Origin of the sequence: Streptomyces sp. NPDC002054, assembly GCF_040296685.1 — a bacterium.
In the GTDB taxonomy this organism is placed as follows: domain Bacteria; phylum Actinomycetota; class Actinomycetes; order Streptomycetales; family Streptomycetaceae; genus Streptomyces.
Genome location: NZ_JBEOXT010000016.1, coordinates 19,868 through 46,573, shown reverse-complemented (window position 1 = coordinate 46,573; position 26,706 = coordinate 19,868). Strand labels below are relative to the sequence as shown.

At 73.9% G+C, this 26,706-nt stretch carries 27 protein-coding genes; 9 read left to right on the top strand and 18 right to left on the bottom strand.

Going from position 1 to position 26,706, the window contains the following annotated elements; genetic code table 11:
- Positions 1 to 40: 40 nt before the first annotated feature.
- Positions 41 to 1,015 carry a helix-turn-helix transcriptional regulator gene (locus ABT123_RS16925; RefSeq protein WP_351314471.1) on the bottom strand — a complete coding sequence of 325 codons (975 nt, stop codon included), beginning with the start codon at positions 1,013 to 1,015 and terminating at the stop codon, positions 41 to 43.
- 107 nt (positions 1,016 to 1,122) lie between these two features.
- Between ABT123_RS16925 and ABT123_RS16920 the strand changes: the two genes are divergently transcribed.
- Positions 1,123 to 1,572 carry a DUF3224 domain-containing protein gene (locus ABT123_RS16920; RefSeq protein ID WP_351314468.1) on the top strand — a complete coding sequence of 150 codons (450 nt, stop codon included), beginning with the start codon at positions 1,123 to 1,125 and terminating at the stop codon, positions 1,570 to 1,572.
- Here the strand turns inward: ABT123_RS16920 and ABT123_RS16915 are convergent.
- Positions 1,553 to 1,921, bottom strand: coding sequence for a YbjQ family protein (locus tag ABT123_RS16915; RefSeq protein WP_351314465.1), 369 nt, complete (start codon positions 1,919 to 1,921; stop codon positions 1,553 to 1,555). The genes ABT123_RS16920 and ABT123_RS16915 overlap by 20 nt on opposite strands.
- A gap of 105 nt (positions 1,922 to 2,026) precedes the next feature.
- Here ABT123_RS16915 and ABT123_RS16910 point away from each other — a divergent pair, with 105 nt between their 5' ends.
- Complete coding sequence (locus ABT123_RS16910; protein ID WP_351314462.1) at positions 2,027 to 3,073, top strand: PHP domain-containing protein; 1,047 nt, start codon at positions 2,027 to 2,029, stop codon at positions 3,071 to 3,073.
- Here ABT123_RS16910 and ABT123_RS16905 read toward each other — a convergent pair.
- The 8 genes from ABT123_RS16905 to ABT123_RS16870 form a co-directional block, all read right to left on the bottom strand.
- The gene (locus ABT123_RS16905; RefSeq protein ID WP_351314459.1) at positions 3,046 to 5,541 is read right to left on the bottom strand and encodes a bifunctional serine/threonine-protein kinase/ABC transporter substrate-binding protein; all 2,496 of its coding nucleotides are present in this window, start codon (positions 5,539 to 5,541) and stop codon (positions 3,046 to 3,048) included. The two genes, ABT123_RS16910 and ABT123_RS16905, sit on opposite strands and share 28 nt — an antisense overlap.
- A 6-nt stretch (positions 5,542 to 5,547) precedes the next feature.
- Positions 5,548 to 7,722 carry a bifunctional serine/threonine-protein kinase/ABC transporter substrate-binding protein gene (locus ABT123_RS16900; protein WP_351314457.1) on the bottom strand — a complete coding sequence of 725 codons (2,175 nt, stop codon included), beginning with the start codon at positions 7,720 to 7,722 and terminating at the stop codon, positions 5,548 to 5,550.
- Entirely contained in the window at positions 7,722 to 8,630 is a 909-nt protein-coding gene (locus ABT123_RS16895) for a hypothetical protein (RefSeq protein WP_351314454.1), read from the bottom strand. Before ABT123_RS16895 ends, ABT123_RS16900 begins: the two co-directional genes overlap by 1 nt.
- Positions 8,631 to 8,677: 47 nt before the next feature.
- A complete protein-coding gene (locus ABT123_RS16890) occupies positions 8,678 to 9,190 on the bottom strand; it encodes a DUF6328 family protein (protein ID WP_351314451.1) in 513 nt (170 codons plus the stop codon).
- A 41-nt stretch (positions 9,191 to 9,231) separates the two neighbouring features.
- Positions 9,232 to 9,666, bottom strand: a complete 435-nt coding sequence (locus ABT123_RS16885; protein ID WP_351314448.1) for a rho GDP-dissociation inhibitor — start codon at positions 9,664 to 9,666, stop codon at positions 9,232 to 9,234.
- A gap of 7 nt (positions 9,667 to 9,673) precedes the next feature.
- Positions 9,674 to 10,207 (bottom strand): type 1 glutamine amidotransferase domain-containing protein, encoded by a 534-nt coding sequence (locus tag ABT123_RS16880; protein ID WP_351314823.1) that lies wholly within the window; start codon positions 10,205 to 10,207, stop codon positions 9,674 to 9,676.
- A gap of 91 nt (positions 10,208 to 10,298) precedes the next feature.
- Positions 10,299 to 10,511: a bleomycin resistance protein gene (locus tag ABT123_RS16875; RefSeq protein ID WP_351314446.1), complete on the bottom strand. Its 213-nt coding sequence runs from the start codon at positions 10,509 to 10,511 to the stop codon at positions 10,299 to 10,301.
- Positions 10,508 to 10,930 (bottom strand): VOC family protein, encoded by a 423-nt coding sequence (locus ABT123_RS16870; protein ID WP_351314820.1) that lies wholly within the window; start codon positions 10,928 to 10,930, stop codon positions 10,508 to 10,510. Before ABT123_RS16870 ends, ABT123_RS16875 begins: the two co-directional genes overlap by 4 nt.
- Positions 10,931 to 11,010: 80 nt before the next feature.
- On the opposite strand from ABT123_RS16870, the gene ABT123_RS16865 reads away from it, so the two are divergent.
- Entirely contained in the window at positions 11,011 to 11,820 is an 810-nt protein-coding gene (locus ABT123_RS16865) for an SDR family NAD(P)-dependent oxidoreductase (protein ID WP_351314443.1), read from the top strand.
- Positions 11,821 to 11,829: 9 nt separating this feature from the next.
- On the opposite strand, the gene ABT123_RS16860 is transcribed toward ABT123_RS16865, so the two are convergent.
- Both ABT123_RS16860 and ABT123_RS16855 read right to left on the bottom strand, forming a co-directional pair.
- Complete coding sequence (locus ABT123_RS16860; protein WP_351314440.1) at positions 11,830 to 12,222, bottom strand: hypothetical protein; 393 nt, start codon at positions 12,220 to 12,222, stop codon at positions 11,830 to 11,832.
- Positions 12,223 to 12,446: 224 nt separating this feature from the next.
- The gene (locus ABT123_RS16855; RefSeq protein ID WP_351314437.1) at positions 12,447 to 14,525 is read right to left on the bottom strand and encodes a SpoIIE family protein phosphatase; all 2,079 of its coding nucleotides are present in this window, start codon (positions 14,523 to 14,525) and stop codon (positions 12,447 to 12,449) included.
- 169 nt (positions 14,526 to 14,694) lie between these two features.
- Here ABT123_RS16855 and ABT123_RS16850 point away from each other — a divergent pair, with 169 nt between their 5' ends.
- The 6 genes from ABT123_RS16850 to ABT123_RS16825 all read left to right on the top strand — a co-directional run bounded on the left by ABT123_RS16850 (position 14,695) and on the right by ABT123_RS16825 (position 20,344).
- Positions 14,695 to 15,195 (top strand): hypothetical protein, encoded by a 501-nt coding sequence (locus ABT123_RS16850; RefSeq protein ID WP_351314434.1) that lies wholly within the window; start codon positions 14,695 to 14,697, stop codon positions 15,193 to 15,195.
- A 114-nt stretch (positions 15,196 to 15,309) separates the two neighbouring features.
- Positions 15,310 to 15,813, top strand: coding sequence for a (2Fe-2S)-binding protein (locus tag ABT123_RS16845; protein WP_351314431.1), 504 nt, complete (start codon positions 15,310 to 15,312; stop codon positions 15,811 to 15,813).
- Positions 15,810 to 16,805 carry an FAD binding domain-containing protein gene (locus ABT123_RS16840; RefSeq protein WP_351314428.1) on the top strand — a complete coding sequence of 332 codons (996 nt, stop codon included), beginning with the start codon at positions 15,810 to 15,812 and terminating at the stop codon, positions 16,803 to 16,805. Before ABT123_RS16845 ends, ABT123_RS16840 begins: the two co-directional genes overlap by 4 nt.
- Positions 16,802 to 18,976, top strand: coding sequence for a xanthine dehydrogenase family protein molybdopterin-binding subunit (locus ABT123_RS16835; RefSeq protein ID WP_351314425.1), 2,175 nt, complete (start codon positions 16,802 to 16,804; stop codon positions 18,974 to 18,976). Before ABT123_RS16840 ends, ABT123_RS16835 begins: the two co-directional genes overlap by 4 nt.
- Before the next feature lie 154 nt (positions 18,977 to 19,130).
- The gene (locus ABT123_RS16830; protein WP_351314422.1) at positions 19,131 to 19,946 is read left to right on the top strand and encodes a class I SAM-dependent methyltransferase; all 816 of its coding nucleotides are present in this window, start codon (positions 19,131 to 19,133) and stop codon (positions 19,944 to 19,946) included.
- Positions 19,947 to 20,035: 89 nt separating this feature from the next.
- Complete coding sequence (locus tag ABT123_RS16825; RefSeq protein WP_351314419.1) at positions 20,036 to 20,344, top strand: WhiB family transcriptional regulator; 309 nt, start codon at positions 20,036 to 20,038, stop codon at positions 20,342 to 20,344.
- On the opposite strand, the gene ABT123_RS16820 is transcribed toward ABT123_RS16825, so the two are convergent.
- Genes ABT123_RS16820 through ABT123_RS16795 form a run of 6 tightly spaced genes read right to left on the bottom strand, consistent with a single transcriptional unit; the run spans position 20,335 to position 26,704 of the window.
- Positions 20,335 to 20,490: a DUF6131 family protein gene (locus ABT123_RS16820; protein ID WP_351314416.1), complete on the bottom strand. Its 156-nt coding sequence runs from the start codon at positions 20,488 to 20,490 to the stop codon at positions 20,335 to 20,337. The two genes, ABT123_RS16825 and ABT123_RS16820, sit on opposite strands and share 10 nt — an antisense overlap.
- Positions 20,487 to 21,107, bottom strand: coding sequence for a hypothetical protein (locus ABT123_RS16815; RefSeq protein WP_351314413.1), 621 nt, complete (start codon positions 21,105 to 21,107; stop codon positions 20,487 to 20,489). Before ABT123_RS16815 ends, ABT123_RS16820 begins: the two co-directional genes overlap by 4 nt.
- A 51-nt stretch (positions 21,108 to 21,158) precedes the next feature.
- On the bottom strand, positions 21,159 to 22,193 hold the full coding sequence (locus tag ABT123_RS16810; RefSeq protein WP_351314410.1) for an NAD-dependent epimerase/dehydratase family protein: 1,035 nt from the start codon (positions 22,191 to 22,193) through the stop codon (positions 21,159 to 21,161).
- A gap of 45 nt (positions 22,194 to 22,238) precedes the next feature.
- The gene (locus ABT123_RS16805; RefSeq protein ID WP_351314407.1) at positions 22,239 to 23,579 is read right to left on the bottom strand and encodes a cytochrome P450; all 1,341 of its coding nucleotides are present in this window, start codon (positions 23,577 to 23,579) and stop codon (positions 22,239 to 22,241) included.
- A gap of 9 nt (positions 23,580 to 23,588) precedes the next feature.
- On the bottom strand, positions 23,589 to 24,572 hold the full coding sequence (locus ABT123_RS16800; RefSeq protein WP_351314817.1) for a tellurite resistance/C4-dicarboxylate transporter family protein: 984 nt from the start codon (positions 24,570 to 24,572) through the stop codon (positions 23,589 to 23,591).
- 47 nt (positions 24,573 to 24,619) lie between these two features.
- On the bottom strand, positions 24,620 to 26,704 hold the full coding sequence (locus tag ABT123_RS16795) for a SpoIIE family protein phosphatase (RefSeq protein ID WP_351314815.1): 2,085 nt from the start codon (positions 26,702 to 26,704) through the stop codon (positions 24,620 to 24,622).
- Positions 26,705 to 26,706: the final 2 nt, after the last annotated feature.

Sequence of the window (26,706 nt, the reverse complement as noted above, 5' to 3'; positions counted from 1 at the left end):
GGAGGTTGCCGCGTTCCCGAAAATATTCTTTCGGCCGGTGTCAGCGGGGGGCGGCGCCGTAGCGGGCGGCGAGGAGGGCGGTCGCCTCGCGCATGGCCGCCCTGAGCGCGGGCGGGGCCAGGACCTCGGCCTCCGGGCCGAGGCGCAGCAGGTCGGACACCGCGACCGGGTCCGATTCGACGGGCAGGTCCACCTCGGCCCAGCCGTCCGGGTCCGCCGGGCGGGCCCCGGCCAGCGCGCGCACCCCCGCCGCCCCGAACTGCATCGGCAGCAGCTTCCGGGCCTGCGGCGACAGCCGTACCCGTGCGGTCTGCCGGTAGCGGGCGGCCTCCAGCCGGCCGGCGGAGTCCTGCCAGTACCCGGCCAGGTCGAAGCCCTCGGGGCGGTCGAAGGACTCCTGGCCCACCGTCACGGACAGGAAGCGGGACACCCGGTAGCTGCGCACCGACCCGTCCGAACGCGCGACCAGGTACCAGATGCCCCCTTTCAGGACGAGGCCGAGTGGCTGCAGCTCCCGGTGCACCTCGCCCCGCCACCGCCGGTAGTCCGCGTGCAGCACGCGCTGGTCCCAGACGGCCTGGGCGATCCGGGCCAGCTCCGGAACCGGGTCGGCGTCCCGGAACCAGGCCGGGGCGTCCAGGTGGAACCGCTCTTGGATGTGCCGGACCCGGCCGGCCAAGCCGGCCGGCAGGGCCGCCTCCAGCTTGAGGCGTGCGGTGGCGAGGTCGGCGCCGAGGCCGAGTTCGTGTGCGGGGCCGGGTGCTCCGGCGAAGGAGAGCGAATCGGCCTCGGCGCCGGTCAGTCCGGTCAGCCGGGTCCGGTAGCCGTCCAGCAGCCGGTAGCCGCCGGCCGGTCCGCGGTCGGCCACGACGGGGACGCCCGCGGCGCCGAGGGCTTCGACGTCCCGGTAGACGGTGCGGACCGACACCTCCAGTTCCGCGGCGAGTTCGGGCGCGGTCATCCGGCCGCGGTTCTGGAGCAGCAGGAGGAGGGAGATCAACCGGTCGGCACGCATGGGCCATTGTCGTCGGCCTGCCGACGTACCTGACAAGAGGTGTCAGGTATGCCGCCCAGCATGGTCCGCGGAGACCCCCTCCCCCGCTCGTCGAGAGGACACCCCCCATGAACACGAACACGACCGCGGCCACCCACACCGACGGCCGGTTCGGCTTCGCCGACTGGGCGGAGGAGCCCGTCGGGGAATCGAACGGCGTGCTGCCGCGCCTCGCCCGGGCCACCGTCACGAACACCTTCTCCGGCGGCATCGAGGCGGCCGGCACCCGCTGCAGCTACACCATTGCGTACGTCGGGGAGTCCGTCGGGACCTACGCCGGGATGGAGGTCCTGACCGGCAGCGTCGACGGCCGCAAGGGCTCCTTCGTCCTGGAGGAGCGCGGCGGCTTCGACGCCGAGGGGACCCGCTGCACCTTCGAGGTGGTGCCGGGCTCGGGCACCGGCGAGCTGACCGGCCTGCGCGGCAGCGGCGGCTTCACGTACCGGCACGGCGAGGTCTCGGTCGCGTACACCTTCGACTACGAACTCCCCGGGGAGGTCAGCTCTCGGGGGCAATGACCACGGCGGTGCCGTAGGCGCACACCTCGGTGCCCACGTCGGCGGCGTCGGTCACATCGAACCGCATCATCAGCACGGCGTTCGCGCCACGGGCCCGGGCCTGCTCGATCAGCCGTTCCATCGCCTGGTTGCGGGTCTCCACCAGGGTCTTGGTGAGTCCCTTGAGCTCGCCGCCGATCATCGACTTCAGGCCTGCGCCGATCTGGCTGCCCAGGTGGCGGGAGCGGACGGTCAGACCGAACACTTCGCCGATGACCTGCTGGACCCGGTAGCCGGGCACGTCATTGGTCGTGACGACCAGCACCCCGGCCTGGGTGCCGGGGCCGCCGCCGTAGTCCTCGATTCCCATGCCACCCACCTTGCGGCCACCGCCCGCCGCCCGCATCCGGGACCGGCCCCGCTGCACCGTCCACCCGCCGGTGCGATCCTGAGAATCACCGGGAGGTGAGCTCCGATGGATCCGGTGGCGGCGTTGCGGCGGATCGCGTTCCTGTTGGAGCGCGCCCAGGCGCCCACGTACCGGGTACAGGCCTTCCGTACGGCCGCCGCCCGGGTCGCGGAGATGGCCGAGGGAGAGGCCGCCGAGCGGGCCGCGGCCGGGACGCTGGAGGCGGTCAAGGGCATCGGGCCGAAGACGGCCGGGGTGATCGCGGAGGCGCTGGCCGGGCGGATCCCCGAGTACCTCCAGCGGCTGGAGGAGGAGGCCGACCGGCCGTTGACCACCGACGGCCGGGGCGAGACGCTGCGGGCGGCGCTGCGCGGGGACTGCCATCTGCATTCGGACTGGTCGGACGGTGGCAGCACCATCGAGGACATGGCCGCGGCGGCGGCCGGGCTCGGGCACGCCTGGGCGGCCCTGACCGACCACTCACCGCGGCTGACGGTGGCCCGGGGGCTGTCCCCGGAACGGCTGCGGGAGCAGTTGGACGTGGTGGCGGCACTCAACGGGACCTGGGCGCCGTTCCGGCTGCTGACGGGCATCGAGTGCGACATCCTCGACGACGGTTCGCTGGACCAGGAGCCGGACCTGCTGGACCGGCTGGACGTGGTCGTGGTGTCGGTGCATTCGAAACTGCGGATGGACCGGCGGGCGATGACCCGGCGCATGGTGGCGGCGGTCCGTGATCCGCATGCGGACATCCTGGGGCACTGCACCGGCCGGCTGATCACGGGCCGGGGCCGGCCGGAATCGGAGTTCGACGCCGAGGAGGTGTTCGCGGCCTGCGCGGAGGCAGGCACCGCGGTGGAGATCAACAGCCGCCCGGAGCGGCTGGACCCGCCGCGGCGGCTGCTGCGGCAGGCGGTGTCGGCGGGCGTGCTGTTCGCCGTCGACACCGATGCGCATGCGCCGGGGCAGCTCGGCTGGCAGGTGTACGGGTGCGCCCGCGCCGAGGAGTGCGGGGTACCGGCGGAGCGGGTGGTCAACACCTGGCCGCTGGAGGAGTTCCTGCGCTGGTCGCGGGGCGGTGGCGGTCAGGGGTCGGTGCGGACGTCCGTGTAGATGCCGAGGTAGCGGTAGCCGCCGGAGGCCACGCGGTAGAGGTGGGCGGTGCGTTTCCAGGTCAGGGCGTGGGTGTTCACATCGAACTCGAGGGGTTTGGCCAGGCCCTGGTAAGGCGTGCGGAAAATCCGGCGGGCCAGGCCGGCGCGGTCGCGGCCCTCGCCCTCCAGGCCGGTCAGGGCCGCGGCCTGGAAGCCGACGGCGTCGTAGGCCTCGGTGGCCCAGCGGGCGGGCGGTTCTCCGTACGCGGCCCGGTACGCCGAGACGAACGCGGCGGCTGCCGGGACCGCGAGCGGGTCGGTGAAGAAGGAGCCGATCACCCAGCCCTCGGCGGCAGGTCCGGCCGCAGTGAGGAAGGCGGGCTCCATGATGTGCTGCACGCCGACGCGGGGGCCGGTGAACCCGGCGTCGGCCAGGGTGCGGGCCAGCTCGGCGGCGCGCTGCGGGGAGGTGCCGGCGAAGACGACGGCCTCGGCGCGCTGCGCGGTCAGCTCCCGCACGGCGGGCCCGAAGGCCGCGCCGCGCGGCACCCGATGGCCCGTCACCTCGGCACCTTCGGGCGGGGTTTGGCTCAGGCTCCGGACCAGCTGCCAGGCGGTGTCGCCGTCCTCTTGCTGCTCCACCACGGCGATGCGGCGGGAGGGCCGGACCGTGCTGAGGTAGTGGATGACGGTCAGGGAGAGCTGGCTGTCGTCGGGGCGGGTGGTGCACAGGGTGCGCGTGTCCGCCATGGGGCGCTCGGGGGTGTCCACCGAGACCGTCAGGAGGGGGAGGTCCGCGGCGTGGCAGGCGGCGGCGAGGCCGACCACGGCCGCCGGCCAGGTGGGTCCGACGAGGCCGATCACGGCGGGGTCGGCGGCCAGCTCCTTGACCGCCTGCTCGGCGCGGGTGGCGTCCCCCCGGTCGTCCACGACCCGTAGCGCGAGCCGGAAGGGGGCGTCGGGGCGGGCGTTGTGCTGGGCCACGGCCAGCTGCATGCCGCGCTCGTGGGCCTGGCCGGTGGCTTTGCCGGGGCCGGTGAGATCGGCCTGCAGGGCCAGGGTCAGGGTGGGTCGGTCGGGGGGCGGCGGAGTTGCCGTGCCAGAGCCGCGTCCGCGGGTGCCGAGCCAGACGGCCGGTGCGGCTGCACCTACGGCCAGCAGGGCGCCGCCGGCGACGAGGAACCGGCGGCGGGTGAGGGACCGGGGTGTGGCGGCTTCGGCGGCCGGCGGGTCGATCCGGGTGGGCTCCGGGGCGGGCAGGTCCAGGGCGCGGGTGGACCGCTCGGCAATAAGCCGCCGCAACCCCCCGGGCAACCAGTCGCCCCCGACCTCCCCGGTCCCGGGTTCGCCGATTCCCGACCGGGCAGCCGCCGCGCCCTCGGCAGCGGTCCCGGGGTCCGGCGCGTCCTCCGGGGCGGCAGCCCCGCTGCGGTCCGCCTGCCCGCCCCGGTACCGGGTGACCGTCTCCGCATCCGCGCCCTGCCCGGCCCCGGCCGGCTCGGTGGAACCGGACCCGCCGTCCGGGCGCGTGCCCGTACCGGCGTCACGGGTCACCGCATCCGCGTCCGCGCGCTCCGGGGACCCGACTGGTCCCGCGGCGGCCCGGCCGTCCCCGACGCGCTCCCGCCCGGCGGCAGCCGCCGACACCCCGGCGGAGCCGGAAAGGCGCACGCCCGCATCCGTGGCCGGGGTCAAAAGGGTGGTCAGGGCAAACGGAGTCGGGCGGGAGGCCGGGGTCTTGGACAGGCAGGCTGTGACGGCCGGGCGTAGGGGCTCCGGGAGGTCGTTCAGGTCGGGGTCGTCGTGCACCGTACGGAAGACCACCGCCGCCGGATGGCCGCCGCCGAACGGGCCGCGGCCGGTCGCCGCGTACACCAGGACGCAGCCCAGGGAGAACACGTCACTCGCCGGCGAGGGTTCGGGCCCGCCCGTGCGGGCCTGTTCCGGGGCCAGGTACCCCGGGGTCCCGATCACCGCGTCCACGGCCGTCAGGGTCGGCGCCCCCGCCTCCCGCGCGATCCCGAAGTCGATCAGCCGCGGCCCGTCCAGGGCGAGCAGGATGTTGCCCGGCTTGACGTCCCGGTGGACCAGTCCGGCGGCGTGCACCTCGGCGAGTGCCTCGGCGAGCCGGGCGCCGAGCGTGCGGACGGTTCCGGCGGGCAGCGGACCGTACGCGCCGACCGCCTCGGACAGCGAGGGCCCGGGGACGAACGGGGTCGCCAGCCAGGGTTCGCGGGCGTCCGGGTCGGCGGCGACCACCGGCACCACCCAGCGTCCGGACAGCCGTCCGGCGGCCTCCGCCTCGCGGCGGAACCGGGCCCGGAAGGCCGGGTCGGCGGCATGGTCGGCCCGGATGACCTTGACCGCAAGCAGGGTGCCCGCCGGGGAGCGGCCGAGGTAGACGGTGCCCATGCCGCCGGAGCCGAGCCGGCCCAGCAGCCGGTGTCCGCCGACCGTGGACGGATCGGCGGGGGTGAGGGCGCGCACCGGCCGCTATCCGGCGGCCGGGGCGGTGGCCGGTTCGGTGGCCCGGCCGGTGTAGCGCAGGCGTCCGCCCTCCACCCGGTGCCCGAAGAACAGGTTGCCCTTGACCTGTTGCATCGTGTCGAAGGCGAAGTCCCGGGTCAGGCCGCGGTACGTGCCCTGGGTGAGGGCGGTCAGCAGTTCGGCGCGGGCCGGCCGGCCGCCGCCCTGCGCGCCGGTCACCAGCCGGTCGATGACGAGCCGGGTCGCGTCGTAGGCCTCGGCCGTCCACACCTCGGGCGCCGAGCCGTACGCCGCCTGGTGCGCCCGGGCCACCTCGGCCACCTCGGGGGCGTCCGGGCCGGTGTACGGCGCGAAGACCTGCCAGCCTTCGGCGGCGGAGCCGGCCGCTTCGAGGAACTCCCGGCCGATGATGGTGTAGTCGGCGGCCCGCGGGCCCTTGAAGCCCGCGGCGGCCAGCAGGGCGGCGGCCTTGGCCCCGCCGGCCGGCGAGCCGGTGTAGAAGAAGCCGTCGATGCGCTGCGCGAGCATGTCGTTGATCACCGGGGCCAGGTCGCGGGTGCCGCGCGGGACGACCCGCCCGTAGGCAGTGGCTTGGGGCGCGAAGATGCTGAGGGTGCGGCCCATGAGCTGGGCCGTCTGCCAGCTGTCCGTGTCCCCGTCGCGGTCGCAGAGGATGCCGATCTTGCGGACTCCCTGTTTCCCGGCCAGTTGGAGATTGACAGCGGCGGACTGGGCCGCGGCGATCGGGCAGCTCTGGATGAGGCTGCGCCGGTCGGTGACGCTGTAGCTGGTCGCCAGGGCCGACACGCTGATCAGGGGGACGCCGGCCTCGCCGTACAGCTCCAGGCAGGGGATCACCGATTCGTTGCCGGTGGGTCCGATCACCGCGAACAGGTCGCGGTTGCCGATGAGCCCAGTGGCGGCGGCAGCGGAGCGGTCGGCCCGGCCGGCGTCGTCGGCGGTGGCGACGGCGAGCGTGAAGGGCTTGTCCTGCCGGGAGTTGAACTCGGCGACGGCCAGCTGCACCCCGCGTTCCTGGGCGCGCCCCATGTGCTGCCGCGGTCCGGAGAGGTCCGCCTGTACGCCGATCACCCAGGCGCGCGGGGCCGGTCCGGCGGCCCGGTCGGGCTTGTCGTCCTCGCGCAGGGTCAGCCAGCCGGCGAGGCCGCCGCCCGCGGCGAACGCGGCCCCGCCGAGGACCAGGCCGAACAGGCGGCGCCGGGAGGGGCCGGCCGGAGCGGGTTCCGCCGCGGGGGTGGCCTCCGGGTCGGCGACGGTCTCGTCGATGCCGGGCAGCGCGAGCAGAGCGGCGGCCTTGTCGGCGATGGTGGCGACGACCGGGTCGGGCAGCCAGTCGGTGCCCTCGCCGGGGGTGTCCTCGGTGAGGGCCTCCTCGAGTTCGCGGGTGCCGGGGCGGATGTCGGGGTGTTTGGCGAGGCAGGTGCGCAGCAGCGCGGTGAGTTCCGGGTCGGCGAGGAGTTCCGGACCGAACTCGGGCTCGTCGTGGACGGTGCGGTAGAGCACGGCGTCCACGGCGCCGGTGCCGAAGGGCAGCCGGCCGGTGGCCGCGTACACAAGGAGACAGCCGAGCGAGAACACGTCTCCGGCCGGTGCGGCGGGGCTGCCGCCGGCCTGCTCGGGCGGGAGGAAGCCGGGGGTGCCGATGACGGCGTCGGTGGAGGTCAGGACGGTGTGCTCGCCGCCGCGGGCGATCCCGAAGTCGATGAGCCTGGGCCGGTCCATCCCGAGGAGGACATTGCCGGGTTTGACGTCCCGGTGGACGAGGCCCTGTTCGTGCATCACCGCGAGGGCCCGGGCCAGGGCCTTGCCGAGGATCCGTACGGCGGGCAGCGGCAGCGGCCCGTGGGCGGCGACGGCCTCGGCGAGGGAGGGGCCGGGAACGAAGGCGGTGGCCAGCCAGGGCTCCGCGGCGTCCGGGTCGGCGCCGGTGACACGGACCGCCCAGGGGCTGTCCACCTGGGCGGCGATCTCGGCTTCGCGGCGGAAGCGGGCCCGGAAGTCGGTCTCGTCGGCGTACTCGGCGCGGATCACCTTGACGGCGGCGAGGGCCCCGTCGTCGGTGCGGCCGAGGTAGACGACGCCCATGCCGCCCGCGCCGAGCCGGCCGAGGAGGCGGTAGCCGGCGATCCGGGACGGGTCCGAGGTCTGCAGGCGTTCCATCAGCCGGCCGCCTTTCCGAGCTGCTGCTTGGCCTGCACCATCAGAGCGCTGGTGCCCTGGACGACATACTGCTGGAGCTCCTGGGGGGTGTAGCCGGGGGCGCCCTTGATGGCGACGGCGATCGTGACGGGCCCGAACTGGCCCTGGGACCAGGTGTAGTGCTGCGGTGCCTCGCCCTTCCCCGGCCCGGCCCCGGTCGTGCTCACGTACTCGCCGGACTCGGAGAAGGCGTCCTCGGTCCAGCTGTTCATCTGCTCGCCGAGGTAGAGGACGCCGCCCCACAGCTTCCGGAGTTCCTCGCCCTCCCGGAGGCGCTGGGTGGGGCAGCGCAGGACCTCCTCCATGGCGCGGGCGGTCTCCCAGCCGGATTCCTCGCGGTTGTGGTGGATGGTGACGGTGGTGTTGATGCGGACCCGGCCGCGGTTGCCCTTGGCGGGGATGTGGAAGTACTGGGTGCGGGTGGCGAGGACGTCGGCGGGCAGGCCGGCGGTCTGCCAGACGCAGTCCCGGTCGAGGACCGGCCAGCGGTCCGGGTCGCTCTCGAAGGGGGTGCTGCGGACGACGTCCGGGCCGAGGGCCCCCTGGCCGAGGGCGATCCGGCCGAGCAGCGCGCGGGCCTCGGCGGCGTTCTTCGGCTGCTTCGCCTCGTCGACCGCGGGCACCAGCGGGAAGCCGGACGGGCCGGCACTCGGCTGGGCAGGGCTCGGCTGCGCGGCACCGCCGGGGCTGCTCGGACTGCTTGGGCTGCTCGGGCTGCCGGTGCCGGGCGGGCTGCCGGATGTGCCGGACGCGGTCGGTTCGCCCCCGTCCGAGCATGCGGTGAGCAGCAGCAAGGCCGCCAGTGCGGCGCCGCAGCCGCGCAAGGCTGCGCCGCGCGTGCGTGATCCGTATGTTCCCAGTCCCCCCACGGGCTGATCGTACCCACCAACTCGGCTGTGTCGTAGGGAACTTGCCCTCACCGATCCGGTGGGCCGCCGTCCTCCGTGCCGTCCGCGCGGTTACGGGCCCAGAGGGGAATGACGAACCACCACAGGGCGAACCAGCCGGCCATCAGCAGCATGAGCCACAGGGCCAGCACGTTGTGCAGCACCACCCGCAGGATGAGCAGGAAGGCGGAGGCCATCGTGCAATAGAGCAGGACCAGTCCGACGACGGTCAGCCGGGAGGCCCAGGCCACCGTCTCGGGCTTGCGGGTGCGGCCGGCCACGAGCCGGTGGAAGGAGACCGGCCCGACCAGCGCGCCGACGGTGCCGGCACCGAGGACGACCGTGATCACGTAGATGGCCCGGTCCACATTTCCGAGCTCGGCGAATCGGGGCTGGAACACCACGGCCAGCAGGAAGCCGAAGAGGATCTGGACGCCGGTCTGGGCGACGCGCAGCTCCTGCAGGAGCTCGCTCCAGCGGCGGTCGGCCTGCTCCAGCGGGGTTTCGTCCCGCCCGGGGTCTTCTTTCTTCGGTTCGCCCATGCCGGTTCTTCTGCCCCGGATCCCGTCGCACATCTCGCTCGTTACGCCGCCCGAGCCCCTCGGCGCCCGTGGACCAGCCGCGGCTGGTGGACGATCCGGAAGCTGTGGCTCTCCCTCGACAGTTCCCGGCCGTCACCGTCCGTGAAGACCCCGGTCACGTCGTACACCCCGACGGCCGCCCGCCCCACCGGCAGCCGCTCGGCCGGCAGGTGCACCTCGTACGGGCCGCCGGCCCGGAAGCTGCCCACCGGGATCTGGTTCGAGGACACCAGGTAGCCCTCGCGCCACCGGGTGAGGGTGAAGCTCAGGCCGTCCACCTCGCGGAGCAGACGGAAGGAGAGCGCCACCGTCACGACAGCGCCCTCCGGAAGCTCGAAAGGCCCGGCATCCCTGCCGTCGAGGGGGACGGTGACACGTCCGAGCTCGTCCGACATCAGGGCCACGTCCACCAGCTCGAAGACCTCGTTGTTCGGCACGGCCGGCTCACCTCCGGAATTCCTGGACCAGGGCGGAGCAGAACGCCGGCAGGTCGTCCGGTTTGCGGCTGGTGACCAGGGTGCCGGGCGCGGCATGGCAGACCTGGACCTTCTCGTCCACCCAGGTGCCGCCCGCATTGCGGATGTCGGTCGCCAGGCTGGGCCAGGAGGTCAGGGTTCGGCCCCGCACCACGTCGGCCTCGACCAGGGTCCACGGCGCGTGGCAGATGGCCGCCACCGGCAGGGCCAGACCGAAGAAGTGCCGGACGAACGCCACCGCCTTCTCGTCCATGCGGAGCGCGTCGGGATTGACGACTCCGCCCGGCAGCACCAAGGCGCCGAAGTCCTCGGCGGTGCTGCTTTCGACCACGTCGTCGACGGGGAAGGTGTCGCCCTTCTCCAGGTGGCGGAAGGCCCGGACCTCCCCCGGCCTGGTGGAGACCAGCCGGGGCTCCCAGCCTTCGGCGCGCACCGCCTGCCAGGGTTTCTCCAGCTCCACCTGCTCGACGCCCATGGGCGCCATCAGGAACGCCACCCGCATGAGGCTCACGTCCTCTCGCCGTTTCCCCCTGCTGCGCGGCTACCCGCTCGGGGCCGCGGCATGCCGAAGGAACGGTCCGGGACCGGAGCCACTACTTCAAGAGCGCTTCCATGTGGTGCGCGGCATCGTCGGATGCCTCGGCGGGTGTCCGGCCCTTCTCCCGGGCGACCATGTACGCGGCATACCAGTCCCACCAGTCGTGCGCGGGGGCGGATGCCTCGAACGGGCCATGGTGCTCCGCCGTCTCGTGCAGAAGTTCTGCCAGCGCGGCTACGTCCACGGCAAAGGCCTCCTGACTCGTCACCGTCCGGGCAGTCGCTCCTGCACCTCTTGGAGCAGCCACCCGTTTCCGTCCGGGTCGCTGAACGAGGCGTAGGAGGCGTAGCTGCGGCCGTCCGGGTCGCGGCCCTCGACCTGTACGGCGGCGCCGGTGTCGTAGACCCTGTGGAAGATCTCGCTCACCTCGGCACCGCGGCTGATGAGGTCAGCGCGGGCCTTGTCGAGGTCGAAGACCACGAGGTAGCCCTCTGCGGATCCAGGGGCCGCGGAGCTGACCCCGCGACCGAAGATGATCGAGCATTCCGACCCGGGCGGCGTCAGCTGAACGATCCGGAATTCCGGACCGGCCTCGAAGTCCGCATCGAGCCGCCATCCCAGGCTCTGGTAGAAGCGCAGGGCACGGTCGACGTCGGCGACAGGGATGATGTGGACCTCGATCTTCATATCCACGGTCGGCTCCCCTCTACGTCTCCACGTTAGACCGAGGACGGCTAAGCCGCCGGTCGGCGGGTAGCCGCCCGGTTATGGACACCACACAGACCCGACGCCCGCTGGCCGTGGTGACCGGCGGCTCCAGCGGCATCGGTTTCGAACTGGCCCGCGAGTTCGCCGAGCACGGCTATGACCTGGTGATCGCCGCGGAGGACCCCGGACTGCACGATGCGGCGGCGCGGCTGCGGACGCACGGGGGCGCCGTGCGCGCCGTACGGTGCGATCTGGCGGCCTTCGACGGTGTCGAGACCCTGTACGGGGACCTGCACGCGCGGGGCCGCCCCATCGCCGTCGCGGTGCTGAACGCGGGGGTCGGGCAGGGTGGCGGGTTCCTGGAGACGGAGTTCGCCGACCAGGCCCGGGTGATCGACCTGAACATCGTCTCCACCGTGCACCTGGCCCGGCGGCTGCTGCCGGAGATGGCGGAGCGGGGGCAGGGCCGGATGCTGATCACCTCGTCCGCGGCGGCCGGCCGGCCCGGTCCCTTCCATGCGGTCCAGAGTGCCTCCGAGGCCTTCCTGCGCTCCTTCTCGCTGGCCCTGAACAGCGAGCTGAAGGACAAGGGGGTGACGGTCACCGCGCTGCTGCCCGGAGCCACCGACACCCGGTTCTTCGTGCGGGCCGGCCTGCTCGGCACCCGCCTGGGCCGGTCCCGGAAGGTCTCTCCGGCCGTGGTGGCCCGCCAGGGCTACGCGGCGGTGATGGCGGAGCGTCCGCGCCGGGTGGCGGGCGGTGCGCGGACCCGGCTCGGGGAGCTGCTGGGCCGGCTGCTGCCGGAGCGGGCCCGTACCGCGCTGCACCACCGGTGGGCCGAGCCCGGCGGGGGCGTGCACCGCCTGTGACGGCCCGGCTCAGCAGGGGCCGTCGGCCAGGGCCCCGGCCAGGTCCCGGAGGATGTCCGGGGTGTGATTGGTGACGATGCGCCCGCTCCAGGTGTCGCAGAGCGCAGGGACGGTCAGCGTTCCGGCGTAGTGGTGGCCGGTGGCCTCGTACGCCCGGCGCAGTGCGGCGTGTCCGGCGGGCGAGGCCTGCGGTGATCCGAGGAGGACCACCGGTACGGAGTCGCCGAGGCCGAGCCGGGCGTGCAGCTGCGCCACCGCGCGGGAGGCGGGACAGTCCACCGAGAGGTAGAGGCGGTAGCGGCGCGGGGCCGGGGAGAATCCGGCTCCGATCCGCCCGCGCAGGAGGGTCGGCGAGGCGGCGGCGGGCAGCGCGGTGGTGACGGTCGTGGGCATGGCAGACATGGCTCTCCTCGATACGGGCGGCAGGCAGACTTTGTCGGGGCTCTCGCGTCAGCGGGAGGGGCCGAAAGCGCTGCACACGCGCAGGAGATCGATGTGGAGGCGTCGGGTCAGCCACCAGCGACGGGGGATCCGCGTCGCCTCGTGCACCGCCCGGGTCATGTCCACGACGCCCAGTCTCGTGACGCCGCTGAGCTCCGTCAAGAACGCCGACAGCCGCGATACCTCTACGCCCGGCGGACCCGGGCAAGGACGAGGACCGTGTCGTCGGTCGCCGTGTCGGGCAGCCGGCGCTCGAGGATGCGGTCCGCCGTCTCCTCCAACGTGCCCGAGCAGTCGCGCAGTTCCTCGCGCAGGGCGTCCAGGCCCGCGTCGATGTCCTGCCCCCGTGCTTCGACCAGGCCGTCGGTGTAGAGGGCCAGAACGGCGCCCTCGGGAAGGTCGGCCCCGGCCGACCGGAAGGGCACCCCGCCCACCCCGAGCGGGACGCCGAGCACCTCGCCGATGGTCTCGACGGTGCCGTCCGGGAGGCGCACCAGGGGCGGGGGGTGGCCGGCGTTCGCGATGCGGGCGTGCCCGGTGTGCGGGTCGTAGCGCAGACACAGGCAGGTGGCCAGTTCGATGCCGGACTCGCGGGCGAACACGTCGAGTTCGGCGAGCAGGTCCTCGGGTTCCGGATTCCTGCGGGCCAGTGCCTTGGCGGTGATGCGGAGCCGGCCCATGGACGCGGCGGCCGGCACCCCGTGTCCCATGACGTCGCCGACCACCAGGGCCACCCGGTCTCCGGGCAGGCTGATCACGTCGTACCAGTCCCCGCCGACCTCGGTGAGCCGGCTGCCGGGGCGGTAGCGGTGGGCGAGGGTGACGTACGGGCTGACGGCCAAGGCGTTGGGGAGCAGGGCGCGTTGCAGGGTGAGGGCGATGTCCTGGACCCGGCTGTAGAGGCGGGCGTTGTCCAGGCAGAGCGCGGCGCGGGAGGCGAGTTCGCCGGCCAGCCTGAGGTCCTGTTCGGTGAACGGCGTCCGGGCGGCGGACCGGCCGAACAGGGTGATTCCCTGGACCGTGCCCCGGGCGATGAGCGGGGCGATGACGAGGGAGGTCAGTCCGCTGTCGAGGAGCAGCCGGGCGCGGTCCCGGTGGGCGACGGTGCGGGTGGTGAACTCCTCGTTCACCGGGACGAGGAGGGGGCGGCCGGCGCTGAGCGTGTGGTGGATGCCGGAGCCCGGCGGATAGGTCACCCACTCCAGTCCGTGGACGAGTTCGACGGCGGGCGGCGGCAGGACCGTGCCGGAGGCGATCCGGTGGGTGAGCAGCGGCAGCTCCGGGTCGAACGGTTCCGTTTCGTGGATCCACTCGACCAGTTCGACGACGGCGCCGTCGCAGAAGTCCGGTACCGCGGCGTCGACGAGCTCGCGGGCGGTGACGTTCAGGTCCAGGGTGGTGCCGATGCGGGCCGCGGCCCGGTCCAGCAGTGCCAGCCGCTGCCGGGCCGCCGTGGCGTCCAGCAGGGCCTGTTCCCGGTCGGTCACGTCCACCAGCAGCCCGCCCACTCCGCGCCGGGTGTCGCCCGCTCCGCTCAGCGGGAAGAGACTGACCGAGCGCACCTGGTCGCGGTCGGGCCGGCCGGGGGTGCGCAGTCCCACCAGGGCGCTGACCACGGACCGGCCCTCCTCGGCGACGGACCGGAGCATGCGCTGGTAGGCGCCGTCGTCGGAGGTGATCATGATGTCGGTCATCCGGCGGCCGAGGTGGTCCTGGAGGGGCAGTCCGTCCATGTCGGCCAGCACCTGGTTGAGGTGGACGTACCGCAGGTCCTCGTCGAGCATCACCAGGCCGATCGGGCAGGTCTCGAAGAGTGCGTCGAGGAAGGCGAGGTTGGTCTTCACCCGGTCGAGTTCCTTGCTCTGGCTGGCCAGGCCCATGACCACGGAGTCTCCGCCGGATCCGGTCACCGGGAAGACCCGGAACCCGCAGTCGAAGACCGTGCCGTCCCGGTGCCGGACGGGCAGCCGGACCCGCCAGTAGCCGAGGGTCCGGCCGCGCTCCGCCAGGTGTGCGGCGGTGTCCGGCTCGCCGGCGGGTGGATCCGGGAAGAGGTGCGCTGCGGGCCGGGCGAGCACCTCCTCGGCCTCGTGGCCGAAGAGGCTGCGGGCGCCGGGCCCCCAGTAACAGACCCGGTCGTGCCCGTCGATGCCGAAGACGGCGACGGCCACGCGCTCGAGCAGGGATCCCGGTTCGGACCGAATCGGACCAGGATCCTCCGCGCCCCCCGGCCGAGCGGCTGGCACCACCCATTCATCATGCATCCCGGTTACTCGCGGGGAAACACGACATGTGGCCGCCGTTTCGGACAAGGCGGCTTTCCAGCCAGTTCTTTGACGTGCGCCTGACAATTCAAGACCCCTGTGGGACTCTCCGGGCACACGCACCTCGCACGACGGAAACCCCCACACTGACGTGGCACGGAGGAGCGACATGAGGCAGTTTTCGTACGCCACCGGGCTCGCCGCACTGGTCATCGCGGCCACCCTCACCACGACCGGCACCGCCACCGCCGCACCCGGTCCCGCCGCCGACCTCAAGGTCGACGGCGTGATGGCGGTCGCGGGCAACAGTTGCAGCTGGACCAATGCGAGCACCAGCGCCAGCCCCCCGAGCGCCCTCACCGTCGACCGCACCACGGTCAACCAGCCGGGCGGCAACCTGGCCTGCGGCGGCGGGATCGCCGCCACCCTCAACAACAACCCCGGCTTCACCTTCGACGGGGCCACGGCGCGGACCGACCTGATCGACATCACCGGGCGGCAGTCGTTCATCTCCTGTCGCTACAAGGCGACGAACATCCTGTGGGACCTCAACACGACCACCGGCAAGTACGTCAACCGGGCCTTCACCGCCACCAAGACCTCCGGCAGCTTCCTGTGCCCGGGCTCCGTCACCACCCCGGCGGGGGACGCCTCCATGCTGTTCCACTGAACGCGCCTTCACACCGCCCCGGTCCCCGGACCGGGGCGGTGTGCCGTTCCGGGTCCCGGCCCGGCGCTGCCGCTTAATAGGAGGACAGCGTTCCGTCGGATGGAGAGGCCCGCAATGGCCGAGGTACGGCTGCACGTCAACGGCACGGTCCGGACGGTCGAGGTGACACCCCAGGTGAGCCTGCTCGACGCGCTGCGCGAGCGGCTCGGCCTGACCGGCCCGAAGAAAGGGTGTGACCAGGGCGCGTGCGGCGCCTGCACGGTGCTCGTGGACGGGGAGCGGATCTGCGCCTGCCTCGCCCTCGCCGTCCAGTACGAGGACCGTGCGATCACCACCATCGAGGGCGTCGCCGACGGCGAGGACCCGCACCCGCTGCAGACGGCCTTCATCCGGCACGACGGCCTCCAGTGCGGCTACTGCACCCCGGGCCAGATCTGTTCGGCGATCGGCATGCTCGCCGAGCACGCCGCGGGCGCGCCCAGTGCGGTGACCGCGCATCCGGCCGAGGTGCCCGAGCTGACGGACGACGAGATCCGCGAGCGGATGAGCGGCAACCTGTGCCGCTGCGGGGCGTACAACGGCATCGTCGACGCCATCCGGGAGGTGGCCGGGCGGTGAGGCCGTTCGCCTATCTCAGCGCCCCGGACGTGGCCACGGCGGTCGGCGCGATCGCCGAGCACCCCGGCGCCAGGTTCCTCGGCGGCGGGACCAATCTGGTCGACCTGATGCGCCAGAACATCGAGCGGCCGGACACGGTCGTCGACATCAGCCGGCTGCCGCTGGACCGGATCGAGGAGCTGCCGGAGGGCGGCCTCCGGATCGGCGCGCTGGTCCGCAACAGCCGGCTCGCCGCCCATCCCCTCGTCCGCAGCCGCTATCCGGTGCTCTCCCAGGCCCTGCTCGCCGGGGCCTCCGCGCAGTTGCGGAACATGGCGACGGTGGGCGGCAATCTGCTCCAGCGCACCCGCTGCCCCTACTTCTACGACACCGCCGCGCACTGCAACAAGCGGGAACCCGGGGCCGGTTGCGATGCGCTTGACGGTTTCCAGCGCTCCACCGCCGTCCTCGGCACGAGCGAGCACTGCATCGCGGCCCACCCCTCCGACCTGTGCGTGGCCCTGGCCGCGCTGGACGCGGAGGTCGAGGCCGAGAGCGTACGGGGCGTACGGCGCATCCCGCTCACCGGGTTCCACCGGCTGCCGGGCGGCACCCCGCACCTCGAGACGGAGCTCGCCACCGACGAGCTGATCACCGCCGTCGAGCTGCCGGCCCTCCCCTGGGCGGCGAACTCCCGCTACCGCAAGGTGCGCGACCGCGCCTCGTACGCTTTCGCGCTGGTGTCGGTGGCCGCCGCCCTGGACGTCCGGGACGGCACCGTGGCGGGGGTCCGGCTCGCGCTGGGCGGGGTGGGCACCCGACCCTGGCGGGCCCGCGCGGCCGAACGGCTGCTGACCGGGGCGCGGGCCGGCACCGCGGCCTTCACGGAGGCCGCCGAGGCCGAACTCGCCGGAGCGGTGGGGCGGCCCGGCAACGCCTTCAAGACCGAGCTGGCGCGGCGCACCGTGGTCGCCACCCTGCGCCGGCTCTCGGCGGACGGGAGTCCCGCATGAGCCGCAGCGTCGGCCGGGGCGTCGACCGGGTCGACGGCATGGCCAAGACCACCGGGCGGGCGGCGTACTCGGTGGACATCCCGTACGAGGGGATCGCCTACGCGGCGCTCACGTATGCGACCGTCACCCGTGCCCGGATCACCGCCATCGACACCCGGGAGGCCGCGGCCGTCCCCGGGGTCCTCGCGGTGATCACCCATCTGAACGCGCCCGCCATGCACCCGCCGGCCAAGCCGAACCCGCTGCGGATGGAGACCTTCGCGAGCGGCAGCTCCGTCAACTACCTCAACACCGACGTGGTGCACTGGAACGGCCAGCCGGTCGCGGTCGCCGTCGCCGACACCCTCGAAGCCGCCCAGTACGCGGCGGAGTCGGTGGCGGTGGAGTACGCGCTCCTCCCCCACACCGTGGATTTCCCGGCGGAGCAGTCGAACGCGGTGCCGCAGAAGGGCGGCCTGCTCCAGCACCCCGACGGCCGGAAGGGCGATGCGGACGCGGCCCTCGCCGCCGCGCCCGTCTCCGTCGACCTGCGGTTCGGCACCCCCCGGCACCATCACAACGCGCTGGAGCCGCACGCCACCACCGCGCTCTGGGACGGGGACCGGCTCACCGTGCACGACGGGTCCCAGAACTTCGCCTGGACCCGGGCCCATCTGGCGGCGAAGTTCGGGGTCCCGGTGGCGGGGGTCCGGGTCGTCTCCCCGTACGTGGGCGGTGCGTTCGGCGGCAAGACGGTGGTCTGGCCGGGCACCATCCTGGCGGCCCTCGCGGCCCGGGTCACCGGCCGTCCGGTCCGCCTCGCCCTCACCCGCGAGGGCGTGTACCGGGCGACCGGGGGCCGGCAGCCGTCCGTCCAGCGGGTCGCGCTCGGTGCGGAGCGCGACGGCCGGCTGACCGCGCTGATCCACACCAGCACCGCCCCGGTGGGGCGGATCGGCGGCACCTCCGAGCAGATCACCTCGGTCGCCCGCCATCTGTACGGTGCCGAGAACATCCACCACCAGCAGCACGTGCTGGAGCTCGACACCCTGTCCAACATGGTCATGCGGGCACCGGGCGAGTCGATCGGCAGTTACGCCCTGGAGTCGGCGGTGGACGAACTCGCCTGCCGGCTCGGCATGGACCCGGTCGACCTGCGGATGCGCAACGAGCCCGCGCGCAACCCGATCGACGGCACGGCCTTCTCGCACCGGCGGCTGCGCGAGTGCTTCACGGCCGGCGCCGAGTCCTTCGGCTGGTCCGCGCGGACCCCCGAGCCCGGCTCTATGCGCGACGGCCACTGGCTGATCGGCTGGGGCACGGCGGCGGCCTACCACCCGGCCTGGCAGTTCCCGGCCTCGGCGACGGTGCGCCTGAACGCCGACGGCACCGCCCTGGTGCGCTGCGCCTTCCACGAGATGGGGATGGGCGCGGCCACCGCACAGGGCCAGATCGCCGCCGACGCGCTCGGGCTGCCCTTCGAGGCCGTCACCGTCGAGTACGGGGACACGGAGTTGCCCGTCGGGCCCGGCGCGGGCGGGTCGGCCCAGACCGCGAGCGTGGCGGAGGCGGTGCTGGCGGCCTGCGCGAAGCTGCGGAAGGCGGTCGGGCGGCCGGCGCCCGGGGAGTCGTACGCGCAGGTCCTCGCCCGTACCGGCCGGGGTCACGCGGAGGCGGCCGTCGGCTCGGACACCAGGATCGGCAAGGCCGTCGGGCAGGCCCGGTTCCTGGGGAAGCTGCTGAACGACCGGCGGCGCTGGGTGCGGGCGGCGTCCGGGGCGCAGTTCTGCGAGGTGCGGGTGGACCCCGACACGGGCGAGGTGCGGGTGAGCCGGTGGACGGCGGTCTTCGACGTCGGCCGGGTGGTCAACGCCAAGACCGTGGCGAGCCAGTTGCGCGGCGGCATCGTGATGGGGATCGGCCTCGCCCTCTCGGAGGAGACCCTCCTCGACCCGCGCAGCGGACGGATCGTGAACCCGAGCCTGTCCGACTACCACGTGCCGGTGCACGCCGACGTACCGCCGATCGCCGTCCGGTGCCTCGACGATCCCGACCCGACGATGCCGCTCGGGATCGTCGGGGCGGGTGAGGTCGGGATCACCGGGGTCGCGGCGGCGATCGCGAACGCCGTCCACCACGCCACCGGCAGGCGCGTCTGCGAACTGCCCATCACCGTGGACACGCTCCTGTGACCGGGACCGACTCTCGCGAACCGGCCACGGTCTGGCCGGATTTGGCGGGTTTCCGTGCTGTTCCTGCCGCGTCGTTCAGTAACGTCAAGAAGCGTCAGGAGTCATCGAGAAGAGCCTGACCGACCTGTAGACGCACAGAAGCCGGAGTCACGACGTGCCGACCGCCGACAGCAGCCACTACGCCGACGAACTCGGCCGCACCAACCCGGCGGAGGCCGCCCGGCTGCGTGCCCTCGCCGAAGCCCTCGACCCCGACACCTTCCTCCGTCTCGAAGCGGCCGGTCTCGGGCCGGACACGCGGGTCCTGGAGGTCGGGGCCGGCACCGGCACGGTCGCCGCCTGGCTCGCCGAGCGCTGTCCGAGCGGGCATGTCACCGCCACCGACCTCGACGTCTCCCACCTGCCGGCCGGGCTCCCCGAACACGTCCACACCCTCCGTCACGACATCGTCGAAGACCCCTTCCCCGACGGGTCCTTCGATCTGATCCACGCCCGCTGCGTGCTGATGCACCTGCCGGAGCGGGAGCGCGTGGTGGAGCGGATGCGCGGCTGGCTGGCCCCCGGCGGAACGCTTCTGCTGGAGGAGATCGTCCACTTCCCGGCCGCGCAGATGCCGGCCGGCGACCCGGTGCGCCGCTCCGTCGAGGCCGCCTGCGAGCTGCTCGCCTCCTCCTACGGCATGGAGGTGGAGTGGGGCCTGCGGGCAACCTCCGTGCTCCACCGGAACGGCTTCGAGGACATCACCGCCGACATCACCCTGCCCGCGCTCCGCGCCGACGCCGCGATGACCGAGTGGTGGATCCAGACCCTGACCGCCCTCGGCCCGCGGCTGCGCGAGACCGGCGGCATGTCCGGGGCGGAGATCGACACCGCACTGTCCGTGCTCCGCGATCCGGGGCACCTGTCGTTCCCGCTCGGTGTCGCGGCCATCCGGGCCCACCTGCCGCTCTCGGACCCCGACAGGCCCTGACCGGCCGCCCGGCCCCGCCGGGGAGGTTTGGGCCGCGCCCTGACGAGCAGGCGCGTAACCGACGCCCCCTCGCCCGGAAGGAACCGGCAATGTCCCGTACGTCTGCGTCTTCTTCTGCTACGTCTGCCTCGCACCTGCCCGGCCCGGCCGAACAGGACTGGGCATGGCAGGCGGACGCGGCGTGCCGGGGGCTCGGCTCCCGCAGGTTCTTCCACCCGGCGGGCGAGCGCGGTGAGGCCCGCATCGCCCGCGACCGGGCGGCCAAGCGCATCTGCGCCGGGTGCCCGGTGCGGGCGGAGTGCCTGCGGCACGCACTATCCGTCGGGGAGACGTACGGGGTCTGGGGCGGGCTCACCGAGGAGGAACGCCGGGGCCTGGCCGGCCGGCGCTACCAGTAGTGGTTCCGGCCGCCGACCGCGTGGCCGAGCGCTCCCAGGATCCACAGGATGGCCCCGATCACGATCAGGATGATGCCGATGGTCCACAGGATGGATATTCCGGCTATGTAGCCGACGATCAGCAGGATGAGTCCGAGGATAATCATGACGGCCTTCGATCTGTTCGACCTGGTCGATCCGGTGTGGCGTTCCGGCGGAGGTCCGCCGTGAAGACCTCGCCGGCCCGGCGCAGGCGCATCGCCTCCAGGCTCCGCACCTGGTCCTCCGCCCGGGCCAGCAGACGGTCGAGTTCGGCGGTGTCGAGGCGGTCGTCGCCGACCGCGACGGCGCGCAGTGAACGCCAGCAGGCCGCCTTGCCCTCCACGCCCAGGCGCATCGCCTCGAGCTCCAGGACGTCGCTCAGCGGGGAACGGGAGAGGATCCTTCCGTTGAGCTTGAGCCGCCCGGCCAGTTCCGCCAGCCGGCCGACGGCTTCCCGGAGGTTCCGCACCGGGACGCCGAGGTCGTGCATGATCCGGCGCAGGCTGTCCTGGTCCTCTGCGATGTCGCGGGCCAGTACGGCCAGCTGCGGACCGAAGTCGGTGTCGCGGTGGACGTCGGCGATCCGGCGGATGAGCCGGACCCCGCCGCCGGACCCGGTCAGGTGGTCGTTGAGGTAGACCGTGAGCAGGGCGGGCCGGGCGGTTCGCGTGGCGGATGCGCCATACGTTCCCGATCTGCCGAATCTGCCAGGTCTGCCGGATATGGCGGATGTGGCGTTCATGTCCGGCGCCTACCCGGACCGGCCGACATGAATCCCCCGGCCGGGCCGGGTTCAGGCGGCCAGCGGGGCGGTGGGCATTCCGGCGCCCTCGCGCAGGCCCACCAGGAACTCCTCGACAGCCTGTACCGCCGTGTGGCGGGGCTGCCAGCCCAGTTCGGCTCGGGCCCGGGAGCAGTCCATCAGCGGCAGCCGGAGGACGGCGTCGAACAGGTCGGGAGAGGCGGGGGCGAGGTGGAGCCGCCAGGCGGCGGCGAGGGCCGCCCGTACCGGGGCCGTCGGCAGGGGCAGGCGGCGGGCGTGGAGGAGGCCCGCCAGGACGTTCGCGTCCAGCGGCGGGTCGGCCGCCAGGTTGAAGGCGCCGCGGACGGGCCGGGTGACGGCCGCCATGAAGGCGGTGGCGGCATCGTCGGTGTGCAGCGCCTGGAAGGTCAGACCGGGCAGATCGGGAACGGCCGGGATCAGGCCGGGGCGGACGAGCCGCCCGGGCAGGAGCCGCCCGGCGAAGATCCGCCGCTGTTCGGAGGCCGAGGTCCGCTTGAAGAGGAAGCCGGGCCTCATCCGTACGACGCGCAGGTCGGGGTGGGTCTGCTCGAAGGCGTCGAGGACGCGTTCCAGGTACGCCTTCTCGCGGGTGTAAGCGGCCTCCGGCCAGCCGTGGGTGGGCCAGGACTCGTCCACCGTACGGTCCTTGGGGCCGGGCGAGTACGCGCCGACGGAGGACGCGTACACCAGGGCGGGCACGCCGGCGTGGGCGGCGGCTTCGAAGACGCGCAGGCTGCCGAGGACGTTCGTCCGCCAGGTGGTCTCCGGACGGTGGGTCGGCTGGAACTTCCAGGCGAGGTGGATCACGGCGTCGGCCCCGGTGAAGAGGGGCGCGAGGTCGGGACCGCCCGGTTCGATGTCGGCGGCGACCCAGGCGGTCTTGGCGGGCCGCCAGTCGGGGGCCCGGCGGGCCAGACCGAGGACGGAGGCGACGGCGGGGTCGTCGGCGCAGGCCTGGACCACGCTGGTCCCGACGTTCCCGGTGGCGCCGACGACCACGATGCGCAGGCTGCCGCCGGGGTCCATGGGGGCCGGCCGGGTCATCGTCCGGCCTCCCGGTCGGCGGCGGGGGCGGGGCTCCGCCGGTGGTCAGGCGTGGTGCTGGAACCGTGAGGCATGGTGACTCCTCGGCTGTCGGGTGGCCGGCTGTCGGGCGAGGTCGATGAGGAAGCCGCTGCGGGGCCGCGTGGGGATCCGGCCCAGCGGGATGGACAGGTCCTGTTCGGGCACGGTCGCGGCGGCGGGGTCCAGGTCCGCCAGGGCCCGGGAGAGGGTGCCGAGGAGGGCGACGGTGATGTCCTCGCCGGGGCAGCGGTGGCCGGTGCGGGCGTCACCGCCGCCCTGGGGGATGAGTGTGTCGCGGGCGGGCTCGCGGCCGAGGAAGCGTACGGGGTCAAAGCGGTAGGGCTCCTCCCACAGGTCCGGGTCGTGGTGGTGGCCGTAGACGTCGAGGAGGATCACGGTCCCGGCGGGAATCGGGGCGCCGTCGAACGCGGTGTCGCGGGCGGCCAGTCCGCCGACGAAGGGCACGAACGGGTAGAAGCGGCGCACCTCGTGGGCGAAGGCCCGGGCGTGCCTGGGACCGCCGGTCCGCAGCAGGTCCCGCGCGGCGGGATCGCGGTGCAGGGCGTGCGCGGCGAAGACGGCGAACCAGGTGACGGCGACCGTGGGGCGGATGATGTTCAGCAGTTCCACGGCCGCCGTGCGCGGATCGAGCGGGGTGCCGTCCGGCGTACGGTGCAGGGCGACCGTCTCCAGGGCGGAGCCGGCGAGGCCGGCGTGCCGGGACGGGGCGAACGGGCCGTCCCGGTGCGGCCCTTCGTCGCGGACGTCCAGGACGGCGCGCACCAGGGCGGCTTCCTGGCGGCGCCGGGCGCGGACGGCCCGCCGGTGCCGCGGGCCGGGGGTGAGGAAGCCGTCGACCATGGCGGTGCAGTCCTCGGCGATCTCGCGGGCGGCATCGTCCGGGACGGGGAGGCCCGCCCAGTCGCAGACCGCCTCCGCGAGGATCGTGCTCACCTCGTCGAAGAGGACCACCCGGCGGCCGGCCCACCCCGGTACGGCGGCGTCCCAGTCGGCCGCGACGCGGTCGGTCAGTGCGGTGACGCCCGCCTGGGACATGAGCAGGGAGACGAACAGCTCCTTGCGGGCCCGGTGCGGCGCCCCGTCCAGGGTGTGCACCGCTCCCCTGCCGAAGAGGGTGTCGGGCACCGGCCGCGGCAGGGCGCCGTGGCGCAGGACGTGGTCCTCGTCGTAGAAGAAGGCGACGGCGGCCGGGCCGTGCAGGAGGACCGCCGGACGGCCCAGCAGCCGGGTCCGGACGAGCTCCGCGCCGTGGTGGGCCCGCCGCAGGTCGGGGGCCCAGGCGTAGCCGTGGGCCAGCAGGGACACGGTGCCGTCGGTCAGCGGGAAGGACGGGAGGGAGGACATGCCGCGCGCCTACCCGGGCGGGCGGAGCCCATTCCCGCCGTTCCCGGCCGTGCGGGCCTCGGCGATCGCGCGGGCCGCCGACCTGGCCGCGCCGACGAGGACGACCGCCCAGGCCGCCACGGAGATCCAGAGGAGCACCCCGCCGGGCGTGGACAGCCAGGGGATGTCCGCCGCGTCGCCGACGGAGAGGACCGCGACCGCGGTCATGCCCAGGGGGAAGACGGTCGCCCAGCGCCGTACGTCATAGTGCGGCCGGAGCCACCGGATCTCGGCGACCGCCAGCAGGGCGTACCAGGCCAGGTCCAGGACGAGGACCAGCAGCGTGAGAGCGTGGATCAGCTCGTGGAGCAGGCCGGTGAACTCGGGTGCGGCAACGAGTTTCGAGCCGGCGACCGCGGAGATGGCCATCGCTCCGCCTGCAACCCACTGGTCGCCCGCGCCGGTGCGGACCTGGGCCAGGTCGAACCGGGCGAAGGCGAGTCCGTAGAGCAGCAGGCCCCCGGCGAAGGCGGTCAAGGCCACCCAGGCGAGCGGGCTCGCGGGCAGGGCGTGGGCCAGGGTGCCGGACAGCACCGCGATCCCCTGGGTGGCGACGCACACCAGGAAGACCGCCCCGGGCATCTTCCGCTTGCGGTGCCGCAGTACGCCGGGCAGCAGCACCAGCCACAGCACCGCCGCCAGGACCAGCAGGGCCACGGCGAGCGGCTGCCGGCCGAGGAGGGACAGGCGGGTCCCCAGGACGGTGGTGGCCGCGACGGCGGTGAGCGCCGGCGGGGTGTCGGCCTCGGCGGTCCAGCGGGCGGGCGTGCGCAGCAGCCGTACGGTGAAGTCCGCGGCGAGCCCCAGCCAGGCCGCGAGGGCCAGGACCAGGGCCACCAGGGAGAGGGTCTCGTGGCCGATCAGGTGCAGGCCGACCGAGATGATGCCGGTGGCCATCACCGCGGAGCCGGCCGCGGGCGGCAGCGCGGACCACCAGGCGAACCAGGCGAGCAGGGCGGAGGGCGTGCGGTGGGTGGGGGGATGGGCGCGGGGTTCTTCGTTCACGGCTCCGGTCCGGTGTGCTGGGTGCCGATGCGGGCGATCAGGAGCGCGACGTCGTCGTCCGCGGAGACGGGCACCAGATGGGAGACCAGGGTGTCGCACAGGCGGGTGAGGGAGGGGCCGGGACGGGTGAGCAGGTGGGTGAGTTCACTCAGGCGCTCGTCGATGTCGCTCGCGCGGGTCTCCACCAGCCCGTCGGTGTAGAGGACCAGGAGGCTGCCCGGTTCCAGGAGGACATCGGCGGTGGTGAAGTCGATGCCGCCGATGCCGAGCGGGGCTCCGGTCGGCAGGTCGAGGATGCCCGCCGTGCCGTCCGGGGTCACCACGACCGGCGGCGGGTGCCCGGCGCGGGTGATGCGGCAGTGGCCGGTGGCGGGGTCGCAGACGGCGTACAGGAAGGTGGCCAGCATCGGGTGGGCGAGGTCGGCGAGGGTCTCCTCCAGGTGCTCCAGCAGGTCGCCGGGGGCCAGGTTGAGGCGGGCCAGCGCGCGCACGGTGGCGGACAGCCTGCCCATCACCGCGGCGGCTGCGGTGCCGTGGCCCATCACGTCCCCGATCAGCAGGGCGACGGTGCCGTCGGGCAGGGGCACGACGTCGTACCAGTCGCCGCCGACTTCGTTGACGTCGCTGGCGGGCAGATAGCGGTGGGCGACCTCGATGCCCGGGGGCGGGGTGATGTGCTGGGGGAGCATGCTGCGCTGGAGGATCACGGCGGTGTCGTGCTCGCGGTGGTAGAGGCGGGCGTTGTCGATGCAGACGGCTGCGCGGGCGGCCAGCTCGCCCGCGAGCGCGACGTCGTCCGGGCCGAAGGGGCCGCCCGGGCCGGTCCGGTGGAAGGTGGCCAGGCCCAGCACCACGCCGCGGGCGGACAGCGGCGCCATCATGACGGAGTGCACGCCGAGCCGCAGCAGTTCCTCGGACGTGCCCAGGTGACGGGTGGTCAGGACGGCGTCCCGCGCGTCGAGCCGGTCCAGCACGAAGGGCTGACGGTCCACCAGCGGCTGGGTGAAAGGTGCGGAGGACGGGAAGGGCAGGGTCCGGCCGAGGGGCGCGAGCGCGTGGGCGACCGGGGAGTCGGTGAGCGGCGCTTTGCCCAGCCGGCGCAGGGCCGCCCCGCCGACCAGCCCGACCCCGGGATCGCCGTCGGCGGCGAGGGTCTCGAGGACGTCCACGGTCACGACGTCGGCGAGTGCGGGGACGGCCGCATCGGCGAGTTCCTGGGCGGTGCGCTCCACCTCCAGCGTGGTGCCGATCTTGAGGACGGCCTCGTTGAGCAGGGCGAGCCGGCGGCGGCCGGCCTCGGCTTCCAGGTGGTCGGTCTGCTGCTCGGTGATGTCGATGATGGAGGCGGCGAGGCCGACCGGCTGGTCCGCCGCGTCCTCCAGGCGGACGTAGGAGCAGGACCACACCCGGTCGGTCCGGGGGTCGGCCGGGGTCCGGCCGGTGAGGCGGCTGTCCAGGACCGGCTCCCCGGTGGCCAGGACGCGGCGCATCACGACTTCCATCTCCGTCACGTTCACCTCGGGCAGCACCTGCAGCAGGCGCCGTCCCTCGTGGGCGGCCTCCGATACGCCGGTCATCGCCTCCAGGGCGGGGTTGACCCGCAGGAACCGCAGCTGGGTGTCGAGCACGGCGATCCCGACCGGGGAGCGGGCGAACAGGCCGTCCCACACCACCGAGGAGCCCCTGATGCGGCGGGCACCGTGGGCATCGGCCGCGAGGACCTGCACGGTGGTGCCGGTGTGCCGGCTCGGGACCGGGCAGGCCCAGATCTCCAGCTCCATCGGGTGACCGTCGCGGTGCCAGGCGGTGACCGAGCCCATCACGCCGCGGCCTTGGACGGCCGACTCCCACAGGGACCGGCCCAGGCCCCGGCCCGCACCGGGATGGAGCAGGTCGGCGATGTGCCGGCCCACCACCTCGGGCGGGGCGTAGCCGAGCAGGTCCTGCGCGCCGGCGTCCCAGCGCACGATCGTTCCGTCCGCGCCGGTCGCCAGCAGCGCCATCGGCACCGCGCCCAGCCACCCACCGGCGTCCCTCGCGGCACCGCTGGTCACGTCCTGGGTCGGCTCGCGCTCATCCATCG

Coding starts and splice junctions, on each gene's coding strand:
- ABT123_RS16805 (WP_351314407.1), bottom strand. CDS start 23,579: ATGTCCTCCCTCCCGTCCTTCCCGCTGACCGACGGCACCGTGTCCCTG.
- ABT123_RS16900 (WP_351314457.1), bottom strand. CDS start 7,722: ATGGAACGCCTGCAGACCTCGGACCCGTCCCGGATCGCCGGCTACCGC.
- ABT123_RS16920 (WP_351314468.1), top strand. CDS start 1,123: ATGAACACGAACACGACCGCGGCCACCCACACCGACGGCCGGTTCGGC.
- ABT123_RS16865 (WP_351314443.1), top strand. CDS start 11,011: ATGGACACCACACAGACCCGACGCCCGCTGGCCGTGGTGACCGGCGGC.
- ABT123_RS16860 (WP_351314440.1), bottom strand. CDS start 12,222: ATGTCTGCCATGCCCACGACCGTCACCACCGCGCTGCCCGCCGCCGCC.
- ABT123_RS16820 (WP_351314416.1), bottom strand. CDS start 20,490: ATGATTATCCTCGGACTCATCCTGCTGATCGTCGGCTACATAGCCGGA.
- ABT123_RS16815 (WP_351314413.1), bottom strand. CDS start 21,107: ATGAACGCCACATCCGCCATATCCGGCAGACCTGGCAGATTCGGCAGA.
- ABT123_RS16855 (WP_351314437.1), bottom strand. CDS start 14,525: ATGCATGATGAATGGGTGGTGCCAGCCGCTCGGCCGGGGGGCGCGGAG.
- ABT123_RS16810 (WP_351314410.1), bottom strand. CDS start 22,193: ATGACCCGGCCGGCCCCCATGGACCCCGGCGGCAGCCTGCGCATCGTG.
- ABT123_RS16915 (WP_351314465.1), bottom strand. CDS start 1,921: ATGGGAATCGAGGACTACGGCGGCGGCCCCGGCACCCAGGCCGGGGTG.
- ABT123_RS16910 (WP_351314462.1), top strand. CDS start 2,027: ATGGATCCGGTGGCGGCGTTGCGGCGGATCGCGTTCCTGTTGGAGCGC.
- ABT123_RS16880 (WP_351314823.1), bottom strand. CDS start 10,207: ATGCGGGTGGCGTTCCTGATGGCGCCCATGGGCGTCGAGCAGGTGGAG.
- ABT123_RS16870 (WP_351314820.1), bottom strand. CDS start 10,930: ATGAAGATCGAGGTCCACATCATCCCTGTCGCCGACGTCGACCGTGCC.
- ABT123_RS16925 (WP_351314471.1), bottom strand. CDS start 1,015: ATGCGTGCCGACCGGTTGATCTCCCTCCTCCTGCTGCTCCAGAACCGC.
- ABT123_RS16795 (WP_351314815.1), bottom strand. CDS start 26,704: ATGGATGAGCGCGAGCCGACCCAGGACGTGACCAGCGGTGCCGCGAGG.
- ABT123_RS16845 (WP_351314431.1), top strand. CDS start 15,310: ATGGCCGAGGTACGGCTGCACGTCAACGGCACGGTCCGGACGGTCGAG.
- ABT123_RS16890 (WP_351314451.1), bottom strand. CDS start 9,190: ATGGGCGAACCGAAGAAAGAAGACCCCGGGCGGGACGAAACCCCGCTG.
- ABT123_RS16825 (WP_351314419.1), top strand. CDS start 20,036: ATGTCCCGTACGTCTGCGTCTTCTTCTGCTACGTCTGCCTCGCACCTG.
- ABT123_RS16835 (WP_351314425.1), top strand. CDS start 16,802: ATGAGCCGCAGCGTCGGCCGGGGCGTCGACCGGGTCGACGGCATGGCC.
- ABT123_RS16850 (WP_351314434.1), top strand. CDS start 14,695: ATGAGGCAGTTTTCGTACGCCACCGGGCTCGCCGCACTGGTCATCGCG.